Source organism: Alloalcanivorax profundimaris (assembly GCF_015265435.1).
GTDB classification, from domain to species: Bacteria; Pseudomonadota; Gammaproteobacteria; order Pseudomonadales; family Alcanivoracaceae; genus Alloalcanivorax; species Alloalcanivorax profundimaris.
Map to the genome: position 1 here is coordinate 54,795 of NZ_JABJWH010000037.1, position 21,432 is coordinate 76,226.

Genomic DNA, 21,432 nt, shown 5'->3' on the forward strand with positions numbered 1-21,432 from the left:
CGGCGTGCGCCACGACCCGCCAGTCCAAATTCAGTGCTTGCTGATCAGCGTCCCCACGCCTTTGTCGGTCAGAATCTCCAGCAGGACGGCATGGGCCACCCGGCCATCGATGATGTGCGAGGTCTGCACGCCGTTCTCCACCGCCTCCAGGGCGCAGCGGATCTTGGGCAGCATGCCACCATGAATGGTGCCATCCTGAATCAGCTCGTTGACTCGGTCGGCGCTCAGCCCGGTGAGCACCCGGCTTTCCTTGTCCTTGAGCCCGGCCACGTTGGTCAGCAGGATCAGTTTCTCGGCGCGCAGCACCTCCGCCACCTTGCCGGCCACCAGGTCGGCGTTGATGTTGTAGCTGACGCCCTGCTCGTCCACGCCGATGGGCGCGATCACCGGAATGAAGTCGCTGCCGCCGAGCAGGTCCAGCACCTTGGTGTCGATGCCCTGCACCTCGCCCACATGGCCGATGTCGATGATCTCGGAGGTGTTCAGCTCCGGGTCGCTGGTGTCCAGGTTCTTGAGCACCATCTTGCGCGCCTTGATCAGGCGGCCGTCCTTGCCGGTCAGGCCCACCGCCTGGCCGCCGTTGTGCTGGATCAGGTTGACGATGTCCTTGTTCACCAGGCCACCGAGCACCATCTGCACCACGTCCATGGTCTCGCGATCGGTGACGCGCATGCCCTGGACGAACTTGCTTTCCTTGCCCAGGCGGGTGAGCAGGTCACCGATCTGCGGGCCGCCGCCGTGCACGATCACCGGGTTGATGCCGACCTGCTTCATCATCACCACGTCGCGGGCGAAGCTGTTCTTGAGTTCGTCGTTTTCCATGGCATTGCCACCGTATTTGATCACCACGGTGGTGCCGGAGAAGCGCTGAATATAGGGCAGTGCCTCGATCAGAACGCGGGCGGTTTCCTGGGCGCTCTTGGTGTCCATCTGTGTCTCCAGCCATCAAATCAGTCAGTGAGCGCGGCGAACGCCGCCGCGCTGTCCCCGGCCTGCAGGGACAGAATTTCCAGCAGCCGGGCGGCGGCGTAAAGGCCGTCCTCGAACCCGAACCAGCGATCGGCGAAGCATATATGCCCGCTCATGCCGCCGGCCAGGGGGGCACCGGTTTCGCGCAGCCGCGCGGCGAGGGCGCCGGCACGGGCGGGCACCATCACCGGCCGGCCGCCGTCCTTGCGGATCAGCGTGCCCAGCCCGGGGCTGCATTCTACGTCGAACAGCACGTCGCTGCCCGGGTTCCGGCTCAGCAGGTCCCGGGCGAACAGCATCAGCAGCCGGTCGGCGCCCTGGGCCACGCCGGCGGAATCCACCGCCGCCAGCCGGTCGCCCTCGCCGTCGAACGCCAGCCCCAGGTCCAGCCCCCGGGCGCCGACCGCCTCGCTCAGCGGGGCCAGGGTGGCCGGATCCGCCAGGTCCGGTTGGCCCTCCACCGGCACCGCCTGGCAGCCCAGTTCCTCCAACATGGCCGCCGTCAGCCCGGCCATGGGCCCGCCGGCGGTGAGCACGGCCACCTTCATCGGGCGGGCCAGAATGATGTCGTCGGAGAGCGCCCGCAGGTAGCGGGGCATCGGGTCCCGGGACGTCACCGTGCCCGGCGCCGCCGCCGGGGGGCCGGCGTGCGCGGCGGCGGTGGCCAGCGCCTCGCCGGTGAGCGGCTCGCCCGCCAGGCGCGCCGAGAGCCGCTGGCCGCTCAGGTACAGGCCGGTCTGGCTTTCCAGCACCTCGGTGGCGTAATTCAGCACCGGCCGGGGCACCGCCCCCAGGTCCGTCACCTCGCGGCCGCTGGCCGCCAGGCCGTCAAGCAGCGCCGCGTACAGCGCCGGGTCGGTATCCGGGCCGTGGGCGGTGAACAGCCCGTGCTGGCCGGCGTCCCCGGCGGCGGCGCCCAGGGAGCGGGCCAGCCCGGCCAGGGACTCCGCGTCCAGGGTGGGGCCGCCCAGGTGGTCGTCATGGCACAGGGCCGCCGGCACCGAGGGCGCCGGTTCCGGGGCGGGTGCCGGCTCCGGCTCGGGTCGGGCCGCCTCGGCCGGCCTGGTGGGCGCCGGGGTGGCGGCGGGTTTGGGCTTGGGGCGGGCGGCCGGCTTCGCCGGCGCCGTGTCCGGCGGGCTTCGCCGGCTCAGCAGGGTCGGCACGAGCGCCGCCACCAGCAGCAACAGGGCGATGCCGGTGCCGCCGGGGATCAACCAGGCGGACCAGAACGGCGTGGCGGGCGGCACGGTGATGGTGACGGCGAGCGGGCCGGCGCTACCCCGGGCCCGCGGGGCGCCGGCGCGGGGCTGGCCGTGGCGGAGCAGGGTCAGGTCGCCCTGTTCCAGGGTCAGGGCCGCGCCCGGCGGTAGCGCCCGGGCGGCCTCGTCGAGCCAGGAGCCCAGCCGGCGCTCCAGAATCAGCGCCCCGCCGGGGGCGCCCCGGGCCAGCAGCAGGGCGGGCTGGTCGCCGCCCCGGGATGAGACCGTGGGCTCGCCGCGCTCGCGCCATTGCCGCAGCAGGTCCTGCAGAACGAAGGACAGGTTGGCTTCTTCCGGGCTTTGCTCGGGGATCAGCCACAGGCGGGTGTCCGCCTCCCAGGGGCCGGTTTCCAGCTCGCCGGCGGCCAGGCGCGCGCGCACCGAGGTCTCGCCGGCGCGCCGCTGGAGTTGCTCCCGGTCCCGGTTGAGCAGGCCGGTGAGCGTGCCGGCGAATCGCCGCGACAGCGTCTGGGCGTCGTCCCGGGCCTGCGCCCGCGACTGGCCTTGCTGGTATTCATGGAAGCCGTACGCGCCGCCGCCGATCAGCACCGCCAAGATCAGCAGCAGCGCCCGCCCGCTGAACGGGCTGCTGGTGCGCGCCATGCTCTCCCCCTTTTCGTGCTTCTTGCCGTCTTGTTATCGCGGCTTCAGCCGCGTGGGCGCCCCCGCGCCCGTGGCCGGTCTTTTCCGGCCTTCTTACTGTCGACCGCTGTGACCGAAGCCGCCCTCGCCCCGCTCGCTGCCCTCGAAGCTGTCCACCTGGCGCAGGGCCACCTGCATCACCGGCACCACCACCAGCTGGGCGATGCGCTCGCCCGGCTCCACGGTGAAGCTGTCCCGGCCCCGGTTCCAGCACGACACCATCAACTGGCCCTGGTAGTCGGAATCGATCAGGCCCACCAGGTTGCCGAGCACGATGCCGTGTTTATGGCCCAGCCCGGAACGCGGCAGGATCAACCCGGCGTAGGCCGGATCGGAGATATGGATGGCGAGCCCGGTGGGCAGCAGGCTGGTGTCGCCGGGCGCCAGCGTCAGCGGCGCCTCCACCATGGCGCGCAGATCCAGGCCGGCGGACCCGTCGGTGGCGTAGGCGGGCAGCGGAAATTCCTCGCCCAGGCGCGGATCGAGAAGGCGGTATTGCAGTTCCACGGTGTCGGAGCTCTCCATTCGGGCCGGTGCGGCCGGTCGGGTGGGCATCGCCGGCCGGGCCGGCGCGTGAAGCCGCTACTTTAACACCGGGTGTCGCGATTTGCAGAGGCCGGGGTCAGCTTTGGCGGATGGCGATCAACTCCACCAGTTGCTTGGCGATCTGCGCCTTGGAGGCCAGTGGCAGCACCTTGTGGCCGCCGGGCCAGATCACCGTCAGTGCATTGTTGTCGCTGTTGAAGCCCACGTCGCTGCCGGACACGTCGTTGGTGGCGATCATGTCCAGATTCTTGTTCTTGAGCTTGCCCTGGGCGTACTGGATCACGTCCTGGGTCTCGGCGGCGAAGCCCACGGTGAAGGGGCGATGCTCGTGGCTGGCCACGGCGGCGATGATGTCCGGGTTCTTCACCAGGGTGAGGTGAATCTCCTCGGTGGATTTCTTGATCTTGTGGTCCGCCGTCACCGTCGGCCGGTAGTCCGCCACGGCGGCGGTGGCGATGAAGATGTCGCACCCCTTTTCCACCGCGTCCAGGCTGGCCTGATGCATGTCCTCGGCGCGCACCACGTCGATGCGCTGCACCCGGTTGGGGGTGGGCAGGGCCACCGGCCCGGCGATCAGGGTCACGCGGGCGCCGGCCTCGGCGGCGGCGGCGGCCAGGGCGAAGCCCATCTTGCCGGAGCTCTTGTTGGTCAGGTAGCGCACCGGATCAATGGGTTCCCGGGTGGGGCCGGCGGTGATCACCACGTGCTTGCCGGTGAGCAGGTCGTAGTCGAACACCTCGGCGGCCTGGTGGATGATCGCTTCCGGGTCCTGCATGCGGCCCGGGCCCACTTCGCCGCAGGCCTGGCTGCCGTCCCCCGGCCCGAAAATATGAATGCCCTTCTCTTGAAGAATCAGCTGGTTCTTCTGGGTGGCCGGGTCGGCCCACATCTGCTGGTTCATGGCCGGCGCCACGGCGATGGGTGCGCCGGTGGCCAGGCACAGGGTGCTGAGCAGGTCGTTGCCATGGCCGTAGGCCAGCCGCGCCAGGAAGTTGGCGGAGGCCGGAGCGATCAGCACCAGGTCCGCCCAGCGGGCCAGTTCAATGTGGCCCATGGCCGCTTCGGCGCGGGGGTCGAGCAGATCGGTATGCACCGGGTGGCCGGACAGGGCCTGCATGGTCAGCGGGGTGATGAATTCACAGGCGCCCTGGGTCATGACCACGCGCACTTCGGCGCCGGCGTCCTGCAGGCGGCGGACCAGTTCGGCGGCCTTGTAGGCGGCGATGCCGCCGGTCACGCCGAGGAGGATTCGCTTGTTGACCAGTCGCTGCATACTGTTATTCCGTACAGTGTTTTGGGATTTGGCTGACACGATTCGGAGCCGATGTCGTCTGCCAGGGTCCGTGGATGGCTTGGTTTAATGGGGTGGTGACTCTCAGAGGGGTCCTAGGGTAGCACCAAGGTATGACCAAGCGTAGTTATGACCACGCTGGGAGAGATGACCAAGCGAGTGATGCCGCGGCCGGCCGTGGTCACGGCACAAGGAGGTGGATGATGGCGATCAGCGACTGGCCCGAGGACGAGCGGCCCCGCGAAAAACTGCTGGCCCGGGGCGCGGCGGCGCTCAGCGACGCGGAACTGCTGGCGATTTTCCTGCGCACCGGCAGCCGGGGCCGCACCGCGGTGGACGTTGGCCGCGCGCTGCTGCATCGCGCCGGCGGGCTGCGCAAGCTGCTGGATCTGTCGCCGGGCCGTATGAAGCACCTGCCGGGGCTGGCGTCGGTGGGCCGCCGGGCGCTGCTGCTGGCGGCCCTGGAGATGGGCCGGCGTTATCTGGCGGAAGAACTGGAGCGCGGCTTCAGCCTGGACAATCCGGAGCCGGCGGCGCGCATGCTCACCGCCGAGCTGCGCGGCGAGCCGCGCGAGGTGTTCGCGGTGCTGTTCCTGGACAACAAGCACCGGGTTATCGGCTTCGAGAAGATGTTCTACGGTACCGTGGACGGCGCCGCCGTCTATCCCCGGGAGGTGGTGCGGCGGGCGCTGGAGTACAACGCCGCCAGCGTGATCGTGGCCCACAATCACCCGTCCGGGGTGGCGGAGCCCAGCCAGGCGGACCGGGACGTGACCGACCGGCTGCGCAAGGCGCTGGATCTGGTGGACGTGCGGGTGCTGGATCACCTGGTGATCGGCGACGGCCACTGGGAGTCCTTCAGCCGGCGAGGTTGGGTCTGAGAGCCACTCTTTGCTTGAACAATGGCCAGTGGGATGGTATAAAACGCGCCTTTTCCGGGGCTGCCCCGCCCCAAAGTGTGTCTCACGGGAGCAAGAATCATGTCCAAGGTTTGCCAGGTGACCGGCAAGCGGCCGGTAACGGGCCACAACGTGTCCCACTCGAACATCAAGACCAAGCGCCGCTTCGAGCCGAACCTCCACTACCACCGTTTCTGGGTGGAGAGCGAAAAACGCTTCGTGCGTCTGCGTGTGTCCTCCAAAGGGATGCGCATCATCGACAAGAAGGGTATCGACAGCGTGCTGGCCGATATCCGCGCCCGCGGCGCGCGGGTTTAAGGCCAAGAGAGGAGCTGAATCATGGCAGCCGGTCCGATTCGCGAAAAGATCCGTCTGGTGTCCTCCGAGGGCACGGGTCACTTTTACACCACCACCAAGAACAAGCGTCTCCATCCGGAAAAGATGGAAACCAAAAAGTTCGATCCGGTGGCGCGTAAGCACGTGATCTACAAGGAAGCGAAGATCAAGTAAGCTTCCCGCCTGGCAAGGGGCAACAGAAACCCGATGCGGCTCGCCGCGTCGGGTTTTTTGTGTGTCCGTCATCCCGTCCCGCCTGTCTTCGTCATAAAGTCGTCAAAAAAACAAAAAATTTCATAACAACACAAAGAATACCTTCCGCATCCCGCTTAATTTGGCCATATTGGGACGAACGTGAGGTCAGCGAGAGCATTTCGCCGAGCCCGTGATGTCCGGTAATTTGGGACGGGTACCTACCGGTCATCGCTCTCACGACACCACTTATCATTTGGTTATCGCAGCTAAATCACTGATTTAGCGGGGGAGATGAAAAGTCATGTCAAATTTGGTCATTGTGATCGGTCTCACAGAATGTCTACTATCCGGAAAGGATTCGTTACTGATTTCCAAACAAAGCGCCACAGAGAGCTCACTATGAAAGCGATCACTAACGTCCAACTCATTATCCAGAAACTCGCCGCGCGCCTGTACACGGCCGCACCGACCCGCGCCGACAAGCAGCGTGGCGCCAGCGCCCTCGAATACATCATGTTGGCGGCCGTCATCATCGCCATCCTGGTTTTTCTTTCAACGAATACCGCGGTGCAGAATGCGTTGCGTGACGCCTTCGCTGATGTGTTCAACACTGGCGGGAAGGCGGCTCAGGACGCGGCTGGCGGCTGATTTAACTGGAGGCTGAGATGCCTTTCTCCGCCATTCCCGGACGGGCAAGAAGGTCGCGGGCTCTGGGTTCCCTGAGCATCGAGTTTCTTTTTCTGTTCCCGATGGTGGTCGGTATTTTGTACGCGGCCGCCTCTTACGGAATGGTGTTCTTCAGCCAGTACCGGTTGCAGAGTGTGGTGGATCGGGCGGTGGCCACGGCCCTGTACGTGGACCGATCCGCCTATTCCGCCGCCGAGCTGCAAAATCAAGTGGAAGGCCGTGCCAGTGATGCTCTGAACGGGCTGCTCCTGCAGCAGCCTGAACCCTTGAAGAGCATGTCGCCGGTAGACGGCGCCTGCGGTGTGGAATCCGTGGGTGGAGTGGAAATGCTTCGGTGCACCTTGACCTATAACTACAAGGCCAACCCGATCGTGCCGACGATGAGTTTTGGCATGCTCGGTACCTTTCCGCCTATGCCGGATGAGTTGAAGGCGGAGGCGCACGCGGCTTTCTGACCTCTTCCAACCAGTTGCCAAAAACAGGGATGTTTTGGAGGGGTTATGGGATCAAAATTATTGTATACCCTGCCAGCAATGCTGCTGGCCTTGCTGGCCCTCATTCTCGCTTTGGTGGGGTTAAGCCGGGAGCCTGAGCCGGCTTCGGTCGAGAGGGCCGCGCCTGTGTCCGCGCCTTCGGCGTCGCCGGCGGAGGATGAGCCCGCCTATGAGTACTGGGTGGTACGCCAGCGCGTGGAAGCGGGACAGACCCTCGATGCCGAGCAGTTGGCGGTGGTGTCCGCGGATACGCCCATCACCGGCGCTTTAAGCGCCGATGAGGCAATAGCCGGCAAGCAGGTGCAAAGTACCGTGCGAGCCGGCGAATTGCTTGCTGCTCGTCATCTTGAGGCTGGTGGCTCCCTGCCGGCGAATCTGCCTGTGGGCCACCGCGCCATCGCTATTCCCGTGGACAATGTCACCGTCGCCGGCGGCTTGTTACGGCCCGGTGACCGGGTCGATGTGATCACCGCTTTCCGCCGCTCCGACAAGGATGCCCCGGTTGCGTTGGTCATGCTCAAACGCATTCAGGTGTTGGCGTTGCGCGGCCTGATGAGCGACTCCGACACCAGCGATGAGAATAATCGTCGCAATGACACCGTCGTTCTGTCCGTCCCGGAAGAAAAAGTGTCCGCGCTGATGCTGGCTTCCTCTGAAGGCAAGCTTCGCCTGGCGGTGGTGGGTGGTAATGAGAAGAGCCCGCTTCCCGGCTCGGTGCCGGAGCCCGTTACACCAGACGGCCAGGACAAGGCGCCCATGGTTGCGGTGAATGAAGCCGCAGACGACACCGAGCCTTTCTATTTCGAGGACTTCTTCCCGGAACCGCCCAAGGCGGCGGCACCGGCACGGCGCGCTTCGCCGGGCCGCCGCGTGCAGGTGTTCGAGGGAGCGGAATCAAGGAGCACCTATGTTCGCTAGGCGATGCAAATCCGCCCTGGTCGTCGTACTGGCTTTGTGCTGGTCGGCGGCGGTTCAGGCCGAGCCCATGGGGAGTTCCACTCGGCTCGCCCCTGGCGATCAGAAGGTCCTCACCTTCCCGGCGCCGATCACCAAGGTAGCCACGTCCAATCCGGAAGTGGCCAAGCTCACTGTCAGCGGCGACAGGGAGGTACTGCTAACCGCCATCCAGGAAGGCTCCGCGGAGCTGACCATCTGGGTCCGCAATCGCCAGGCTCCGATGAGGAGTAGCGTGGCGGTGGCCACGACTCTAGGGGGAAGTTTGCCTTTTGGAACCCAGGTCCAAACCGATATCCGCGTGCTGGAAGTAAGCCGCTCCGAGCTCAACAGCCTGGGCGTTTACTACGCCAACCTGTTTGACGGTGGGGACTCCGCCATTGGCATCGCCCCGCCGGGTACCAGCTATCGGGGCTTTTCGGGCCCGGGGGGCACCCAGGCGCCGATCAACGCGGATGGCTTCAACCTGTTTGGTTTTGGCAGCAATTCCCTGACCATCATCAACGCTCTTGAAGGTGGCGGTTTCGCCTACACGTTGGCGGAGCCCTCGCTCACCAGCCTCAGTGGCCAAAGCGCTTCCTTTCTTTCCGGTGGTGAGTTTCCGGTACCAACCCGCAGCTCCAACGATGGCGTCCAGGTTGAGTACAAAGAGTTCGGTGTCGGCCTGAGCCTGACCCCCACTGTGATCAGTGGGGAGCAGATTATTCTCAAGGTGGCGCCCGAGGTCAGCGAGCTGGACTACTCCGCCGGCGTGGAAACCGGCGGGGTGGCGGTACCCGGCTTGCGGGTACGGCGGGCGGAAACCACGGTGTCCCTGGCGCCCGGTGAGACCTTCATCATCAGTGGGTTGGTGAGCCGGAGCACCGTTAATAACAGCGATCGCATCCCGGGCCTGGGCAACATCCCAGTGCTGGGCGCGTTCTTCCGCTCCAGCCGCATTTCCCGCGACGACAAGGAACTCGTCATGGTAGTGACGCCGCACCTAGTGACGCCGCGCAAGGCTGGCCGTCCTCCGGTCACCCTGCCGGGTGGCGCCTACCACGAAAGCAGCACCGGGTGGCTGGACATGGCCACCGAACCGCGGCGCGGTTCACAACCCATCCGTCACGGAGTGAGCTGGTGAGCCATGAGCGATAACGATATTGTCCTGACCGTGGTCGACGACCCGGGCATCAAAGCCTGGCTGGACCGAACCGTGGAAGAGCCCTTTCGGCTGGAATTCGTCAGCCGGGCCGACATGACCCGGGTTCTGCGTCTGCTGGAAGCGACCACCGCCCACCTGGTGCTGGTGGAAATCAACGAAGAGGAGATGGACCAGTCCCTGGCCATCATCACCGCGCTCACCAGCGCACGGCCCTGGGTGACGGTGATTACCGTGTGCGGTTACGCCAACCAGGAATTGCTGCTGCAAAGCATGCGGGCCGGCGCCCGTGACTGTTTCCTGGCGGGCAATGACGCCGGTGAAATCCGTGACCGTCTGCGTCGTCACCAGTTGGTGCGCAGCGGTCACTACGGAGACGAGACTCGTTCGGCGGTGAACAACCTTACCCTGGTGGCCGGGGCCGATCCCACCGTGGATACCCGCTTCCTCACCCAGAGTCTTGCCATAGGCACCAATCGCCGGCACCCGGAGTGGCGTTGCCTGGCCATCGATACCCAGGCCGGCGAGCGCGGTGTTTTTTATCTGGATGCCAGCAACCAGTTCACCCTGGACAATCTCATCACCAGCCCGGAAACCCTGGACGAAACGCTCATCGATACGGCCCTGGAAGAATACCGTCCCGGCCTGAGATTGCTCGCCGGCGGCGCCGGCACCAAGGACCTGGAAGGCGACCGCAGCGCGGATCTGTTCATCGCCTTGAACCGCCTGATGCAGATGTTCGACCACATCATCATCAACGTGGGTGTACTGGAAAGCAGCTACTGGATCCGCGCCCTCGGCGTTCATACCCGTCACCTTATGGTCGCCATGCAGCCTCTGGTGGAGCACGCCCACGAGGCCCGCGGCCTGGTGCAGGACTGGCGTTCCCACCTGGGGCGCAACGCGGAGATCGGGCTGGTCATCGACGGCTACGACAGCAAGGTGCCGCCGGATCTTGAAGAACTGAGCGAAACCGTGGGCGCGGCGCTGGCCGGCACCCTGCCCATGGATTGGCGTCACCGGCTGATGGCGGTGAATTCCGGCCGGCCGGTTCTCGAGCAATCGCCGCGCTGCGCCTACAGCCGCCATCTCGGGGCGGTGCTGGATGCCCTGGATGGCGGAATGGAGAAATCGCGACGCGGCGGTTTGCTGACGCGTCTGCTGGGGAGCTAAGCCGTGCCCGGCCGTATTGATCAGGAGTTCCAGGAGCTCAAGGAGCGCGCCCACCGCTGGGTGGTGGAGCGGCTCGACGAAGAAGGCATCGAGGTGGGCCGCGCCAAGGTCGACACCATCGCGGAGTTCGTGCATCACAACCTGAGCCAGTTTATTTCCCAGAACCGGGTGCCCCTGTCCACGCGGGATCTGAATCAACTGTCCAGGGATACGCTTAACGAAGTGGTGGGCTACGGTCCGCTGGAACCGCTGCTCGCCGACGAAAGCATCAACGACATTCTGGTCAATGGGCCGGAGGATGTGTTCGTGGAAGTGGCCGGTGTACTGCAGCGGGCGCGCACCCGCTTCATCAACAATGACCATGTGATCCGGGTAATCCGCCGCATGCTGGCGCCGCTCGGCCGGCGGCTGGACGAGGCCAGCCCCATGGTGGACGCGCGCCTGCCGGACGGGTCCCGGGTCAACGCCATTATTCCGCCGTTGGCGCTGGACGGTCCGTCCATCAGTATCCGCAAGTTTACCCGCAATCACCTCACCGCCCGGGAGCTGATCAACAGCGGGTCCATGACCGAGGCCTGCCTGGAAGTGCTCATCCGCGCCGTGGAATCGCGACGCAACATTATCGTCAGTGGGGGTACCGGTACCGGCAAGACCACCATGCTCAACCTGATCAGCCAGTACATTCCCCGGCAGGAGCGGATTCTTACCATCGAGGATTCCGCCGAACTGGTGCTGCATCACCCCCATGTGGTGCGCCTGGAAACCCGCCCGGCCAACACCGAGGGCAAGGGCCGCATCACGGCCCGGGAGCTGGTGGTCAACGCGCTGCGCATGCGCCCCGACCGGATCATTCTCGGCGAAGTGCGTTCCGCGGAAATCATTGAGCTGCTCCAGGCCATGAACACCGGCCACGAAGGCTCCATGAGCACCATCCACGCCAACAGCACCCGGGATGCCCTGGTGCGCATCGAGACATTGCTGGCGGTGAGCGGCTACGACGCCAGCGAAAAAGCCATTGGCCGGCTGATCGGTTCCGCCCTCGACATCATCATCCAGTTGGTACGCCGCCCGGACGGCAAACGCATGGTAAGCGATGTGGTGTCGCTGAGTCCCACCGACGCCGAGCCTTACCACATGGATTACCTCTACCGGAGCCAGGACCATGAGTAGCCTGGCTCTGCTCGGCGCCGCCCAAACCCTGGCGGTACTGGCCCTGCTGGTGCTGGCGGTACAGGGGCTTTGGTTCCGTTATCGCGCCCGGCGCCTGCTCAATGAGAATGTGCGGCGCCGAATGATCGACGCCGGCCGTATAAGCGATGACGCTATTGCCCGGGTGAAGCTCACTGCCCTGGAGCAGGTGCTTTTGCGTGCCGATATTCGAATACCACGCCAGCAATTGGTTCTAGTTGGTATTCTGATACTGATCTTTCTGTCCGTCATTGTTGCACTTAAAGGTTTCCTGGTTGCTCTTATTACGGCAGGGCTTCTGATTGTGACTCTTTGGATGTATTGGCGCTTCCGGTTCCAACAACAGAGGCGTCGTATCTATGAAGAGCTGCCATCAATCATTGATTCGGTGCTGCGATATATGAGCGCAGGGCGTTCCCTGGAAAACGCTTTGGTAGAAGCCTTTCGTGATGCACCACCGGTTTTCGAGCCCCTGAATTTCCGGTTGCGCAGCGCGGTGGAAGCCGGTCGTGATTACACCGGTCTTTTCGAGGACTTCGCGCTTTTATACCGTGTTCCATCATTGATTCTCATTTCAATCGCCTTGCGTACGGCGGCGCGCTTTGGCTCCTCCATCCAGCCGGTCTTCAAGCAAGTTTCGGAGTCCCTGCGTTCTCAGCAGGAGATACGCCGTGAATTCATGGCCGCGACCGCCGAGATACGCTTTACCGCCGCCGCCTTCGCGCTACTCCCCATGGGGCTGGCCGCCTATATGATCTTGATGAACGATAATTACGCCGAAGTCTTGCTGGATACCTCTACCGGTAATTGGATGCTGGCTATCGCGGGTGGCCTTCAGACTTTGGGGGTGGTATTGATCTGGCGAATGATTCAGGGGGTGGGCCGTGACTAGCCTATGGTTTTTGGCCGCAGGACTGCTCGCAATTCTGGCCATTTGGGTTGCTTTGTTTATGTCCCCCCGTTGGGCGCGGAAGGCTAGAATTCATACGCGGCTGCAACATCCCGGAGAGAGCGAGGAGGAGAGGTCTTCCTTCTGGCTGATGCGCATGGCTGACCGACTAACAGAATCGGGGCTTGCCAAAGAAGATTTCAGCGAAATCCGTGAAGCGTTCGCTGCGACCGGCCGGTCACGGGAGCACGCCCAGATTCTTTATCTTATATTCTGCTGGATGCTCCCTGCCTTCGTTATCTTGATTGGATTCTTGGCCTTCGGACCTTTGGGGGGAATGTTGATGGCGGCGGCGGGTTTCGTTTTGCCCCGTCGGACGATTCGCTCAATGGGTAGGAATGCCGAAAAGCGCCAGAATCATGAAGCCGTTGAGCTCTGTCATATGACGAGAATGCTAATGGAAGCGGGGCTCTCTCTTGAGCGGGTTCTTCGTCTTATCGCCACGCAGGCGAGGCCGATGCTGCCGATGCTATCCATCAGATTGGATCGATTCAATCGAATGATGGAATCAGGCGCGGAGCGTACCAAGGCTTTGGAGGAACTTGGAGAGAATCGAAGGATACCAGTCCTAAGAAGCTATGTTGTGCTTATGAAGCAGAGCAGCCAGCTTGGTTCCGGCGTATCCGAAAGTCTCGACCAGATTATCACTGAGGCTCAAACCACGGAACGAAACCGTATCCGGGAAGAGACAAACAGCATTGGGGCCAAGATGACCGTCATAATGATGACGTTTATGTTGCCGGCGTTGTTTATATTGATCGGTGGGCCGGCGGTCATCTCTATTGCCGACGCGTTGGCGAAATAAACGATAGAAGGGAGTGAAGGGATGCGAGCTATCATGTTTGGAATAATGGCGGCGTTGCTCGCGACCGGTTGCGCTTATCATCCGCCGGCCTCCGGGGAACGGGTGAACGGTGCGCCGGCGGAACTCACCTGCAATGGGAAAATACAGCCCGAGGAGCAGGTTCAGTTGGATCGCGTTGACACACTCATGGCGCGAGAACACAACCACGCGGCGCTTGCACAACTTGAAGCGCGAAGAATGTCGACCGTGGATCACTGGGTGCGCTACGGTCAGCTTCAGGCATCCACCGGCCGCCTTGATGAGGCGGAACGTATTTTTCGAGGCCTTGTCGATCAATGCGAAAGCGGCCAAGGCCATCATGGTCTTGGGATGGTCTTGCTAAAAAAAGACGACGTGATGGAGGCGTTAAAGCACCTTAAAAAAGCACGAGAATTAACGCCTGCTTCAGCGCAGGTTCGAAATGACTATGGATACGTTCTCTTGATGGTGGGTCGTTACCAGGATGCTTCGTATGAGTTACGAACGTCTATGGAACTGGGCGATGGGCAGGGGCCGGTTAGGCAGAACCTTGCGGTGGCTTATCTGTTGACCGAAAACTGGGCGGGTCTTCAATGGATGACCCAGGAGTACGATTTCAATGGTGAGGAGCGGGCCTACGCGGAGCGCCTTGCTGCGACGTTCAGGAGCGTGCAATGAAAATATTAATCTGCATGATTTTTATGGCCCCGCTTGCGGCGATGGCAAATGGTCCCTCGTCGCCAGAGTATGGGATAGCGGGTGTGGTGGTGGCCGATCCCCCCCGCACCGATACTGAAAAGGCGCTTGACCAACAGCGATCATCAATCTCCTCTGAAAGCAGTGAGATCGCTGCGCCGTTATATGTGGATAGTCAGAAGCGTCTGGCGGAAACCTTTCGGACCCCCATTCCGGAAAGTTTTGGTATACAGACCCGCGACGAGGAATAGTATGCGCCGACAGCGAGGAGTTCTGGCTTTCGCGACCCCTCTGCTCATCGTCCTCATTGTTATCCTGGCGACGATGGCTATGGACGGAGCGCGCCTTTATTCCTTGCGCCAGGAAATGCAAAGCCAGGTCAACGCGGCAGCGCTTGCAGCAGCGGATTCGGCGAAAAGTTGCGGTGGCAGTTCCGTCACTGCCGCCGGAATCCGTCAGCGTGCCCTGATCGCCGCCAGGGCTCAGGGCTACGATGGCACCGACGACGACCTTCTGATCACCGCGGGCTTAATCGAGGATGGTGAAGACAGCGGAACACTGGTATTCCATGAGACGGCTTCGATCGAGCAAACGAACGCGGTAATGGTGAGATATCAAAGAGACGAACCTATATCGGCATTGCTGCCTAGCGAGCTGTTGGGCGCGGTGACAATTGATGTGAATGCCGCCGCCAGAAAGGAAGTGATTGCCACGATCAGTGCGTCTGGAGGCACGGCGGGGATTGACGCGGGCTCGCTGGGTGGGGTGCTGGGTGCTGTGTTGGGGCAGCCAAGTTATACCCTTGATCCCACCAGCTTGAGTAGTCTCCGAAATACGACGGTTAAACTTGGGAACCTGCTTCAGGTCCTACAGGTTGATAAGGTGACCGACGTTCTTCCCCTTGGTGGCGAAGATCTGGCTAATGCTTTGCGGGAGGTAGGTGGTATAACAGCGCCCGTGGCCAATGTCCTGGATGACCTGGCTGGCGCTAGTGGTATTGAGACAATTAAGGTTTCCGACATCATCAGCGTGGTGGAAGGTTCCTCTGTCCCGGAGAGCAGTGAGTTTCCACTTTATGATGTAGTCATCAGCTTGGTCCTAAATTTGGCGGAACAACAACAGGCCGGGCCCGATGGCATTCTGGCTTTGCCTGTGAATGTGGATCTTAGTTTGCCCGCCGTGGCGGATATCAGCGCGGTGGTGGGTTTGCATGTTGGAGAGCCCTCAACCGTGGCCATAGGGCCGGCACGACGGGGATTGGATGGCGACTGGCGTACACGTTTCTACGCGCCTGACATTACTCTTCTTGTGGATGCCACGGTCAATGTGCTTTCACTCCCTGGTGTCTCCGTGGGCGTTGCGGATATCAGTTTGCCTCTGGCAGTAAATGCCGGTGGAGGTAACGGCGCTTTCACCTCCGCCTTGTGCGCACGGGGAACCGATAACGATGTTCTTATGGGGATACAACTTAACCGATCAGTTGCGCGTATCGCTTCTGGTCGGATTGATCCGGCCACCGGGTCGGCGGTAACGGAGCCAGTGGAGATTGAACTGCTGAACTTGTTGCCGTTGCTGTCTGTTCTGTCCGTGGAAGCTGAGATTGAAGGGGAGGTGCCGGGGGTGAGCGAGAATGTAATCCTGGATCCGGAATATCCTTTGTATTGTGATGATGAGGGTTGCGCCGAGGTAGCATTCGAGGATTACGGGCAGGGCCTCTCCGGCCTTGATTTGGATATCGATATCAGCGATACCAAACTTCTTGAACTTCCGTTGGGTTGGCTTCTCAATCCCCTTCTTAACGGTATCACGGATCTTTTGGATGGTGTCGTTTCTCTTCTCGCCACGGCTTTGATCAATCCGCTCCTTGAAACTCTTGGCCTGGGGTTGGGCAGTATGTCCGTAATGGTTTCGAACGCGAATCAGCAGAATATTCAACTGATCGAAAACGTCGCCATTGTGGAGCTTGGGGCTGAATCCTAGTCGTGTGGCCGTCGGGTAACAACAAGCTTAATTTATTCAAGAGAGAAGTTATGCGCAGTCAAAAGGGCGCCTTGATGGTGGTCACGCCGCTTTTGATGGTGTTGATCGTAATGCTGGGGGTGATGGCGCTGGATGGCGCCCGATTGATGTCCCTGCAGAAAAAGCTGCAGAGTCAGGCAAATGCCGCCGCCACTGCGGCGGCCGGTGGCGTGCAAGCTTGCGGTGGGGCGGGGCAGGCGGCGATGCTCAATGCGGCAACCGTCGCGGCCAAAGCACAGGGCTTCGATGAGGCGGCCTCCAGCATGGCGGTGCGGACCGGGGTCGTGGAAGCAGATGGGGAGAAAGTTCTCTCCTTCAAGCCGGAAGATAATTATCTGCTTACGAACGGCGTGTCGGTGCACATCGAGAGGCAAGAGCCGATCAGCCGGCTTTTGCCCGAGAGCGTCTTCGGTACCGTCAACTTGACCGCGGATGCTGCCGCGCGCAAGGAGGTCTATGCGACTTTCTATACGGAATCCTTTACGGCTCAGTTATCCACCGCCGGTTCGCCGCTGCTAGAGCCCATCTTCCAGTATGTTCTTGGTGATAATCAGCTGAACTTGCGCGCGCTGTCTCTCGAACAGTTGGCGGCAACGGTGGGGGATCTCGAGGATATCGTCGGCTATATTGCGGAAGAGACCCATTTGGGGCTGGATGAGGTGCTCGGGTCGGAGGTGCCTGCCTATGTCGTCGTCGGTGCGCTCAAGGCGGTGGATGGGCTGGCCTACGATGCGGCGGGGTTACTGGATGACATTATCGCCACGCCCGGTATCGATACCAATGTGAAATTGCAGGATGTGGTGGGTGTGCTCGGTGAGAGTGCCGTGGACTCCGGTGCAAGGGTGCCGTTGCTGGAGGTGGTGTCGTCGCTGATCTTCAATCTTGCCCAACAGCCGCCTTTAAATGGCGTGATTGAGTTGAATCTTGATGGTTTGACCGGCGCCTTGGGGCTGGACGACAACATCAAGCTGGAGCTGGCCCTGGAGATCGACAACACCCCGAAGCCGGTGGTGGCGCCGGCCCGTATGATGGAGGGTGAGGACGGTCTTGAGTGGATGGGTACGGTCACGGGGGCCGATATCCGGTTGCGATTGGATATCCTGTTGGATTTGGGAGGCGCGGCGTTTACGCCATTGCGGCTACGCGTACCCATTGAGCTTTCCACGGGAGCCACTCGTGCCAAGCTGGTCGGCGCCCGTTGTGCGGCGGGAACTCAAAACGAGGTGGGCTTTGATTTTGAGGTGGAACGCAGTGCCCTGACCCTGAGTACCATGAAGGGCGACGGTTACAATGGTATTGAAGTATTGCTGCTCGGTGCCGAGGAACCACCGGATGATATTTGCTTTCCCGCGATTGCTGACTGGGCCTGCCCGGTGGAGAGGGAAGGCGTGAACTGGAATTATAAGTACAGCGGGTTGTTGGGGGAGGATTACGGGGACTGCTGTTACCCGCCGATTGAGGCCTGTGGTCGCGGTCTGCTGGATGTGCAGATCGATTCCTCGCCGGTTACCGGTCGGTCAGTGGTGAGCACGCCTTTGTATTTCGACGATTTGCCTCTGAATCAGTTTGACGCGCAGACCAAGGAAGTGCGTGGCGACACCGGTGACGTGCTGGCAAGCAGCGTTAATGGGCTACTGGAAGGCATCGAGGTTACTCACGCCAGCTTGGCTTGCTTGCCTTTGGGGGATGCCCTGAATTTCACGCTGGATGTTCTGCGTCCGGCCATCAACGGCGTATTGGAGCCCCTCTCGCAATACCTGATCGGGCCTTTGCTGCAAACGCTGGGCGTCGATCTGGCCACGGCTCAAGTGCATGTTATCGCCGCGGATCAGCCGGCCGTGGAGCTACTCGAATACTGCGGCCCGGACGGCTGTTGAGCCGACCGGGCCGCTTTCGGATCAGGCTCGGGCCGGGGTAACCCGGTAGCCTTTCAGCGTGCGCACGAAATCCTGCAGGGCGTGGATGCCGGAGGCTTCCGCGTCGCGGCACCATTGCGCCAGGGAGTCGAGCATTTCCGCCGAGCTGTGGCTGGTCTGGCTCCAGATTTCCTGCAGGCGCAGGCGGTAATCGTAGATCGTCGCCAGGGTCGAGTTGTGCTCGGTGAGGGTGGTCAGCCGCTTGGTGTGGCGCACCTTGAAGAAGCGCTGGTCGCGGTGCAGCAGGGCGGCGGCGCGGTTGTAGAGGCCACGGGTGGCGTCGCAGGCGCGGGCCTTTTCCTGCTCGAACACGGGTTTGATCACTTCGCGGCGGTAGTGGGCCATCACCTGGAAGCGGTGCTGCACCAGGGCGCGCAGGGTGTCCAGGTCCACGGTGTGCTTGTCGCGGGCGACCACCGGCTTGGGCGCCACCTTTTTCACCTTGGCCAGCCGCAGCACCTCGAAGGTGCGGATCCAGGCCCAGCCCATGTCGAACTCGAAGCGCCGCACGGAGAGCTTGGCGGAGTTCGGGTAGGTGTGGTGGTTGTTGTGCAGCTCCTCGCCGCCGATCAGGATGCCCCAGGGCAGCACGTTGCGGGAGGCGTCGCTGCATTCGAAGTTGCGGTAGCCCCAGTAGTGGCCGATGCCGTTGATCACGCCGGCGGCGAACAGGGGAATCCAGATCATCTGCACCGCCCAGACGGTAATGCCGGCGACGCCGAACAGGGCCAGGTCGATAGCGCCCATGAGGGCGATGCCCAGGAAGCTGTAGCGGCTATAGACGCGGCGTTCGACCCAGTCATCCGGGCAGCCGCCGCCGTACTTGTCCAGGGTTTGCTGGTTGGCGGCTTCCGCCTGGTAGAGCTCGGCGCCTTCGCCGAGCACCTTGCGGATACCCAGCACTTGAGGGCTGTGCGGGTCTTCCTCGGTGTCGCAGCGGGCGTGATGCTTGCGGTGGATGGCGGTCCAGGCGCGCGTGTTCTGGCCGGTGGTGAGCCACAGCCAGAATCGGAAAAAGTGCTTCAGGGCCGGATGCAGCTCCAGGCTGCGGTGGGCTGAATAACGGTGCAGGTAGACGGTCACGCTGACGATGGTCACGTGCGTCATTGCCAGGGTGATCAGCACCAGGGTCCAGGGGCCGGGTGAGAGCAGGCCGCCGGAAAGGAAATTAAGTACGTCGTTCATGGGAATGCGTATCGTTGTGGTGACTAGCGGGTCATCAGCAGATGACCCAGGGAGTGTACCCGAGCCTGCCAGCCCGGTGCCAGATAAACCGTACCGACCGGCTCGAAGATCAGGGCCGGGCCGTCGAGCTGCTGATCCGGTGCCAGATCCTCTCTACGGTAGACCGGCGCCGGTGCCGACAGTTCCGGCAGGCGGGCGTGCCAGGCCGGCGCGCCGGTGCCGCCGGCCAGGGCCGCCGGGGCCGGGGAGCGGGCGGCCGCCTGGCAGCGCACGCGCACGTTGACGCGCCGCACCGGCAGGGCCAGCCGGTGGCCATAGCGCTGCTCGTGGAGGGCGTGGAAAGCGGCCTCGCAGGCCGCCGGGTCGCCTTGCCAGGCCAGCGCCAGGGTGGAGGATTGGCCCTGGTAGCACAGATCCAGGCTCACGGTGGTCTCGATGTCCGTTTCGGCCACGCCTTCGGCGGCCAGTTCGGCGCGCCCGCGCCGGTCCAGGGCCCGGGCCAGGGCGTCCACGGTGTCCGCGCCGGCCTCCGCCGGCAGGGCCTGGATCAGCTCTCGTTTGCGCGGCGCGTACACCAGCCCTTCGGCGGACAGCACCCCGGCGCGTACCGGCACCACCGCCTGGCGCATGCCCAGGTTGTCCGCCAGGGCGCACACATGCAGGCCGCCGGCGCCGCCGAAGCTGGCCAGGGTGAAGTCCGCCGGGTCGAAGCCCTTCTGGATGGAGATCACCCGCAGGGCCTGGCTCATGTGCTCGTTGGCCAGGTCCAGAATGCCCCGCGCGGCGGCTTCCCGGTCCAGGCCCAGGCGGGTGGCCAGCCGTTCCACCGCCGCCCGGGCGGCGTCCACGTCCAGGGCCAGGCTGCCGCCCAGGGCGAATTCCGGCTGCAGGCGCCCCAGCACCATGTTGGCGTCGGTGACCGTGGGCTCGGTGCCGCCACGGCCGTAGCAGGCCGGCCCCGGGTCGGCGCCGGCGGATTGCGGGCCCACGTGGAGCAGGCCGGCCTCGTCCACCCGGGCCAGGGAGCCGCCGCCGGCGCCGATGGTGTGCATGTCCACCATGGGCACCGCCACCGGGTAGGGGCCGATGCGGCCGTCCCGGGTGAGGCGGATGTCGCCGTCCAGCAGCGCCACGTCCGTGGAGGTGCCGCCCATGTCGAAGGTCATCAGGTTGTCGCGGCCCAGGTCCCGGCCCAGGCGGCGGGCGGCGCTCAGGCCGCCGGCGGGGCCCGAGAGCAGCAGGTTCACGGCGCGCCCGGCGGCCTGGTCCGCGGCCACGGTGCCGCCGTTGGACTGCATGATGGTCAGCGGCGAGGGCCGGGTGTGCGCGGACAGGCGGTTCAGGTAATGGCGGATGCGCGGCGCCAGCCAGGCGTTCAGCCAGGTGGCCAGGCCGCGCTCGTACTCGCCGCGCAGCGGCAGCACCTGGCTGGACAGGCTCACCGTCAGGCCCGCGTCCTCCAGGGCCCGGCCCAGCCGGGTTTCGTGGTCGTCGTCCAGGTAGCTGAACAGCAAGTTCACCGCCACGGATTCAGGTTTGTGGGTGCTCACTCTCGACACGAGCTCCTGAATCACGGCGTCGTCCAGCGGTTCCACTTCCTCGCCGCCGGCGCCGAGGCGGGCGGCCAGCCCCTCCACCGGCGTGTCGCGCAGGGCCGAGGACGTCGCCTTGGGGGTCAGATTGTAGAGTTCCGGGCGGTTCTGGCGGCCGATCAGAGGCACGTCCTCCAGGCCCTGGTTGGTGACCATCACGGTACGCGCGCCTTTGCCTTCCAGGGCGGCGTTGGTGGCCACGGTGGTGCCGTGCACGATCACCAGCTCGCCGGCGCCCAGGCGCTCTTCCAGCCCCAGCTCGCGGATGCCCTGGAGAATCGCCTCCTCCGGCGCCGCCGGCGTGGACAGGACCTTGTGAATGCGCGGTTCGCCTTCGCCGAGCAGCACGAAATCCGTGAAGGTGCCGCCCGTATCCACGCCCAGCCAGTACGCCATGGTGTCTCCGTGTTCCGTGTCCACTACAATGCGAGGCCCATGTTAATGTCCCGGGCGGGTGGGTGCACTGGCCCCGGCCCCG

The 21,432-nt window shown here is 63.5% G+C and carries 21 protein-coding genes; 15 read left to right on the top strand and 6 right to left on the bottom strand.

Features of this window, described 5'->3' with window-relative positions; translation table 11 throughout:
- Positions 1-30: 30 nt before the first annotated feature.
- From argB to coaBC, 4 genes are all read right to left on the bottom strand, one after another.
- Positions 31-930 (bottom strand): acetylglutamate kinase, encoded by a 900-nt coding sequence (gene argB / locus HMJ39_RS16970; protein ID WP_194298205.1) that lies wholly within the window; start codon positions 928-930, stop codon positions 31-33.
- 20 nt (positions 931-950) lie between these two features.
- Complete coding sequence (locus HMJ39_RS16975; protein ID WP_194298206.1) at positions 951-2,831, bottom strand: phosphohexomutase domain-containing protein; 1,881 nt, start codon at positions 2,829-2,831, stop codon at positions 951-953.
- A gap of 93 nt (positions 2,832-2,924) precedes the next feature.
- The gene (dut, locus tag HMJ39_RS16980) at positions 2,925-3,377 is read right to left on the bottom strand and encodes a dUTP diphosphatase (protein WP_161382572.1); all 453 of its coding nucleotides are present in this window, start codon (positions 3,375-3,377) and stop codon (positions 2,925-2,927) included.
- Between the two features lie 115 nt (positions 3,378-3,492).
- The gene (gene coaBC / locus HMJ39_RS16985) at positions 3,493-4,689 is read right to left on the bottom strand and encodes a bifunctional phosphopantothenoylcysteine decarboxylase/phosphopantothenate--cysteine ligase CoaBC (protein WP_161382571.1); all 1,197 of its coding nucleotides are present in this window, start codon (positions 4,687-4,689) and stop codon (positions 3,493-3,495) included.
- A 221-nt stretch (positions 4,690-4,910) separates the two neighbouring features.
- Here coaBC and radC point away from each other — a divergent pair, with 221 nt between their 5' ends.
- From radC to HMJ39_RS17060, 15 genes are all read left to right on the top strand, one after another.
- Positions 4,911-5,588 (top strand): RadC family protein, encoded by a 678-nt coding sequence (radC, locus tag HMJ39_RS16990; RefSeq protein ID WP_194298208.1) that lies wholly within the window; start codon positions 4,911-4,913, stop codon positions 5,586-5,588.
- A gap of 99 nt (positions 5,589-5,687) precedes the next feature.
- Positions 5,688-5,924, top strand: a complete 237-nt coding sequence (rpmB, locus tag HMJ39_RS16995) for a 50S ribosomal protein L28 (RefSeq protein ID WP_161382569.1) — start codon at positions 5,688-5,690, stop codon at positions 5,922-5,924.
- Positions 5,925-5,945: 21 nt separating this feature from the next.
- A complete protein-coding gene (gene rpmG / locus HMJ39_RS17000) occupies positions 5,946-6,116 on the top strand; it encodes a 50S ribosomal protein L33 (protein WP_161382568.1) in 171 nt (56 codons plus the stop codon).
- A gap of 420 nt (positions 6,117-6,536) precedes the next feature.
- Entirely contained in the window at positions 6,537-6,785 is a 249-nt protein-coding gene (locus tag HMJ39_RS17005) for a hypothetical protein (RefSeq protein ID WP_161382567.1), read from the top strand.
- A gap of 17 nt (positions 6,786-6,802) precedes the next feature.
- Positions 6,803-7,279: a TadE/TadG family type IV pilus assembly protein gene (locus tag HMJ39_RS17010; RefSeq protein ID WP_161382566.1), complete on the top strand. Its 477-nt coding sequence runs from the start codon at positions 6,803-6,805 to the stop codon at positions 7,277-7,279.
- Between the two features lie 45 nt (positions 7,280-7,324).
- Positions 7,325-8,236, top strand: coding sequence for a Flp pilus assembly protein CpaB (cpaB, locus tag HMJ39_RS17015; RefSeq protein WP_161382565.1), 912 nt, complete (start codon positions 7,325-7,327; stop codon positions 8,234-8,236).
- Complete coding sequence (locus HMJ39_RS17020; RefSeq protein WP_194298209.1) at positions 8,226-9,395, top strand: type II and III secretion system protein family protein; 1,170 nt, start codon at positions 8,226-8,228, stop codon at positions 9,393-9,395. The genes cpaB and HMJ39_RS17020 overlap by 11 nt, the downstream gene beginning before the upstream one ends.
- Positions 9,396-9,398: 3 nt before the next feature.
- Positions 9,399-10,586 carry an AAA family ATPase gene (locus HMJ39_RS17025; protein WP_194298210.1) on the top strand — a complete coding sequence of 396 codons (1,188 nt, stop codon included), beginning with the start codon at positions 9,399-9,401 and terminating at the stop codon, positions 10,584-10,586.
- 3 nt (positions 10,587-10,589) lie between these two features.
- A complete protein-coding gene (locus HMJ39_RS17030; RefSeq protein ID WP_194298211.1) occupies positions 10,590-11,756 on the top strand; it encodes a CpaF family protein in 1,167 nt (388 codons plus the stop codon).
- Positions 11,749-12,666: a type II secretion system F family protein gene (locus HMJ39_RS17035; RefSeq protein ID WP_194298212.1), complete on the top strand. Its 918-nt coding sequence runs from the start codon at positions 11,749-11,751 to the stop codon at positions 12,664-12,666. The genes HMJ39_RS17030 and HMJ39_RS17035 overlap by 8 nt, the downstream gene beginning before the upstream one ends.
- Positions 12,659-13,528, top strand: coding sequence for a type II secretion system F family protein (locus HMJ39_RS17040; RefSeq protein ID WP_194298213.1), 870 nt, complete (start codon positions 12,659-12,661; stop codon positions 13,526-13,528). The genes HMJ39_RS17035 and HMJ39_RS17040 overlap by 8 nt, the downstream gene beginning before the upstream one ends.
- A 21-nt stretch (positions 13,529-13,549) precedes the next feature.
- The gene (locus tag HMJ39_RS17045) at positions 13,550-14,224 is read left to right on the top strand and encodes a tetratricopeptide repeat protein (RefSeq protein WP_161382559.1); all 675 of its coding nucleotides are present in this window, start codon (positions 13,550-13,552) and stop codon (positions 14,222-14,224) included.
- On the top strand, positions 14,221-14,493 hold the full coding sequence (locus tag HMJ39_RS17050; RefSeq protein WP_161382558.1) for a hypothetical protein: 273 nt from the start codon (positions 14,221-14,223) through the stop codon (positions 14,491-14,493). The genes HMJ39_RS17045 and HMJ39_RS17050 overlap by 4 nt, the downstream gene beginning before the upstream one ends.
- Position 14,494: 1 nt before the next feature.
- A complete protein-coding gene (locus HMJ39_RS17055) occupies positions 14,495-16,222 on the top strand; it encodes a pilus assembly protein TadG-related protein (protein WP_194298214.1) in 1,728 nt (575 codons plus the stop codon).
- 50 nt (positions 16,223-16,272) lie between these two features.
- Entirely contained in the window at positions 16,273-18,138 is a 1,866-nt protein-coding gene (locus HMJ39_RS17060; protein WP_194298215.1) for a hypothetical protein, read from the top strand.
- A 21-nt stretch (positions 18,139-18,159) separates the two neighbouring features.
- Here HMJ39_RS17060 and HMJ39_RS17065 read toward each other — a convergent pair whose 3' ends face one another.
- Positions 18,160-19,362 (bottom strand): DesA family fatty acid desaturase, encoded by a 1,203-nt coding sequence (locus HMJ39_RS17065; RefSeq protein ID WP_194298216.1) that lies wholly within the window; start codon positions 19,360-19,362, stop codon positions 18,160-18,162.
- Between the two features lie 23 nt (positions 19,363-19,385).
- Entirely contained in the window at positions 19,386-21,350 is a 1,965-nt protein-coding gene (locus tag HMJ39_RS17070) for a hydantoinase/oxoprolinase family protein (RefSeq protein WP_194298217.1), read from the bottom strand.
- Positions 21,351-21,432: the final 82 nt, after the last annotated feature.

Excerpts from the sequence above, each read along its gene's own strand:
- HMJ39_RS17070 (WP_194298217.1), bottom strand. The coding sequence starts at position 21,350 with ATGGCGTACTGGCTGGGCGTGGATACGGGCGGCACCTTCACGGATTTC.
- HMJ39_RS17010 (WP_161382566.1), top strand. The coding sequence starts at position 6,803 with ATGCCTTTCTCCGCCATTCCCGGACGGGCAAGAAGGTCGCGGGCTCTG.
- HMJ39_RS17025 (WP_194298210.1), top strand. The coding sequence starts at position 9,399 with ATGAGCGATAACGATATTGTCCTGACCGTGGTCGACGACCCGGGCATC.
- HMJ39_RS17020 (WP_194298209.1), top strand. The coding sequence starts at position 8,226 with ATGTTCGCTAGGCGATGCAAATCCGCCCTGGTCGTCGTACTGGCTTTG.
- cpaB (WP_161382565.1), top strand. The coding sequence starts at position 7,325 with ATGGGATCAAAATTATTGTATACCCTGCCAGCAATGCTGCTGGCCTTG.
- HMJ39_RS17055 (WP_194298214.1), top strand. The coding sequence starts at position 14,495 with ATGCGCCGACAGCGAGGAGTTCTGGCTTTCGCGACCCCTCTGCTCATC.
- HMJ39_RS17060 (WP_194298215.1), top strand. The coding sequence starts at position 16,273 with ATGCGCAGTCAAAAGGGCGCCTTGATGGTGGTCACGCCGCTTTTGATG.
- coaBC (WP_161382571.1), bottom strand. The coding sequence starts at position 4,689 with ATGCAGCGACTGGTCAACAAGCGAATCCTCCTCGGCGTGACCGGCGGC.
- radC (WP_194298208.1), top strand. The coding sequence starts at position 4,911 with ATGGCGATCAGCGACTGGCCCGAGGACGAGCGGCCCCGCGAAAAACTG.
- HMJ39_RS16975 (WP_194298206.1), bottom strand. The coding sequence starts at position 2,831 with ATGGCGCGCACCAGCAGCCCGTTCAGCGGGCGGGCGCTGCTGCTGATC.
- HMJ39_RS17045 (WP_161382559.1), top strand. The coding sequence starts at position 13,550 with ATGCGAGCTATCATGTTTGGAATAATGGCGGCGTTGCTCGCGACCGGT.
- HMJ39_RS17050 (WP_161382558.1), top strand. The coding sequence starts at position 14,221 with ATGAAAATATTAATCTGCATGATTTTTATGGCCCCGCTTGCGGCGATG.
- argB (WP_194298205.1), bottom strand. The coding sequence starts at position 930 with ATGGACACCAAGAGCGCCCAGGAAACCGCCCGCGTTCTGATCGAGGCA.
- HMJ39_RS17065 (WP_194298216.1), bottom strand. The coding sequence starts at position 19,362 with ATGAACGACGTACTTAATTTCCTTTCCGGCGGCCTGCTCTCACCCGGC.
- rpmG (WP_161382568.1), top strand. The coding sequence starts at position 5,946 with ATGGCAGCCGGTCCGATTCGCGAAAAGATCCGTCTGGTGTCCTCCGAG.
- rpmB (WP_161382569.1), top strand. The coding sequence starts at position 5,688 with ATGTCCAAGGTTTGCCAGGTGACCGGCAAGCGGCCGGTAACGGGCCAC.
- HMJ39_RS17005 (WP_161382567.1), top strand. The coding sequence starts at position 6,537 with ATGAAAGCGATCACTAACGTCCAACTCATTATCCAGAAACTCGCCGCG.
- HMJ39_RS17035 (WP_194298212.1), top strand. The coding sequence starts at position 11,749 with ATGAGTAGCCTGGCTCTGCTCGGCGCCGCCCAAACCCTGGCGGTACTG.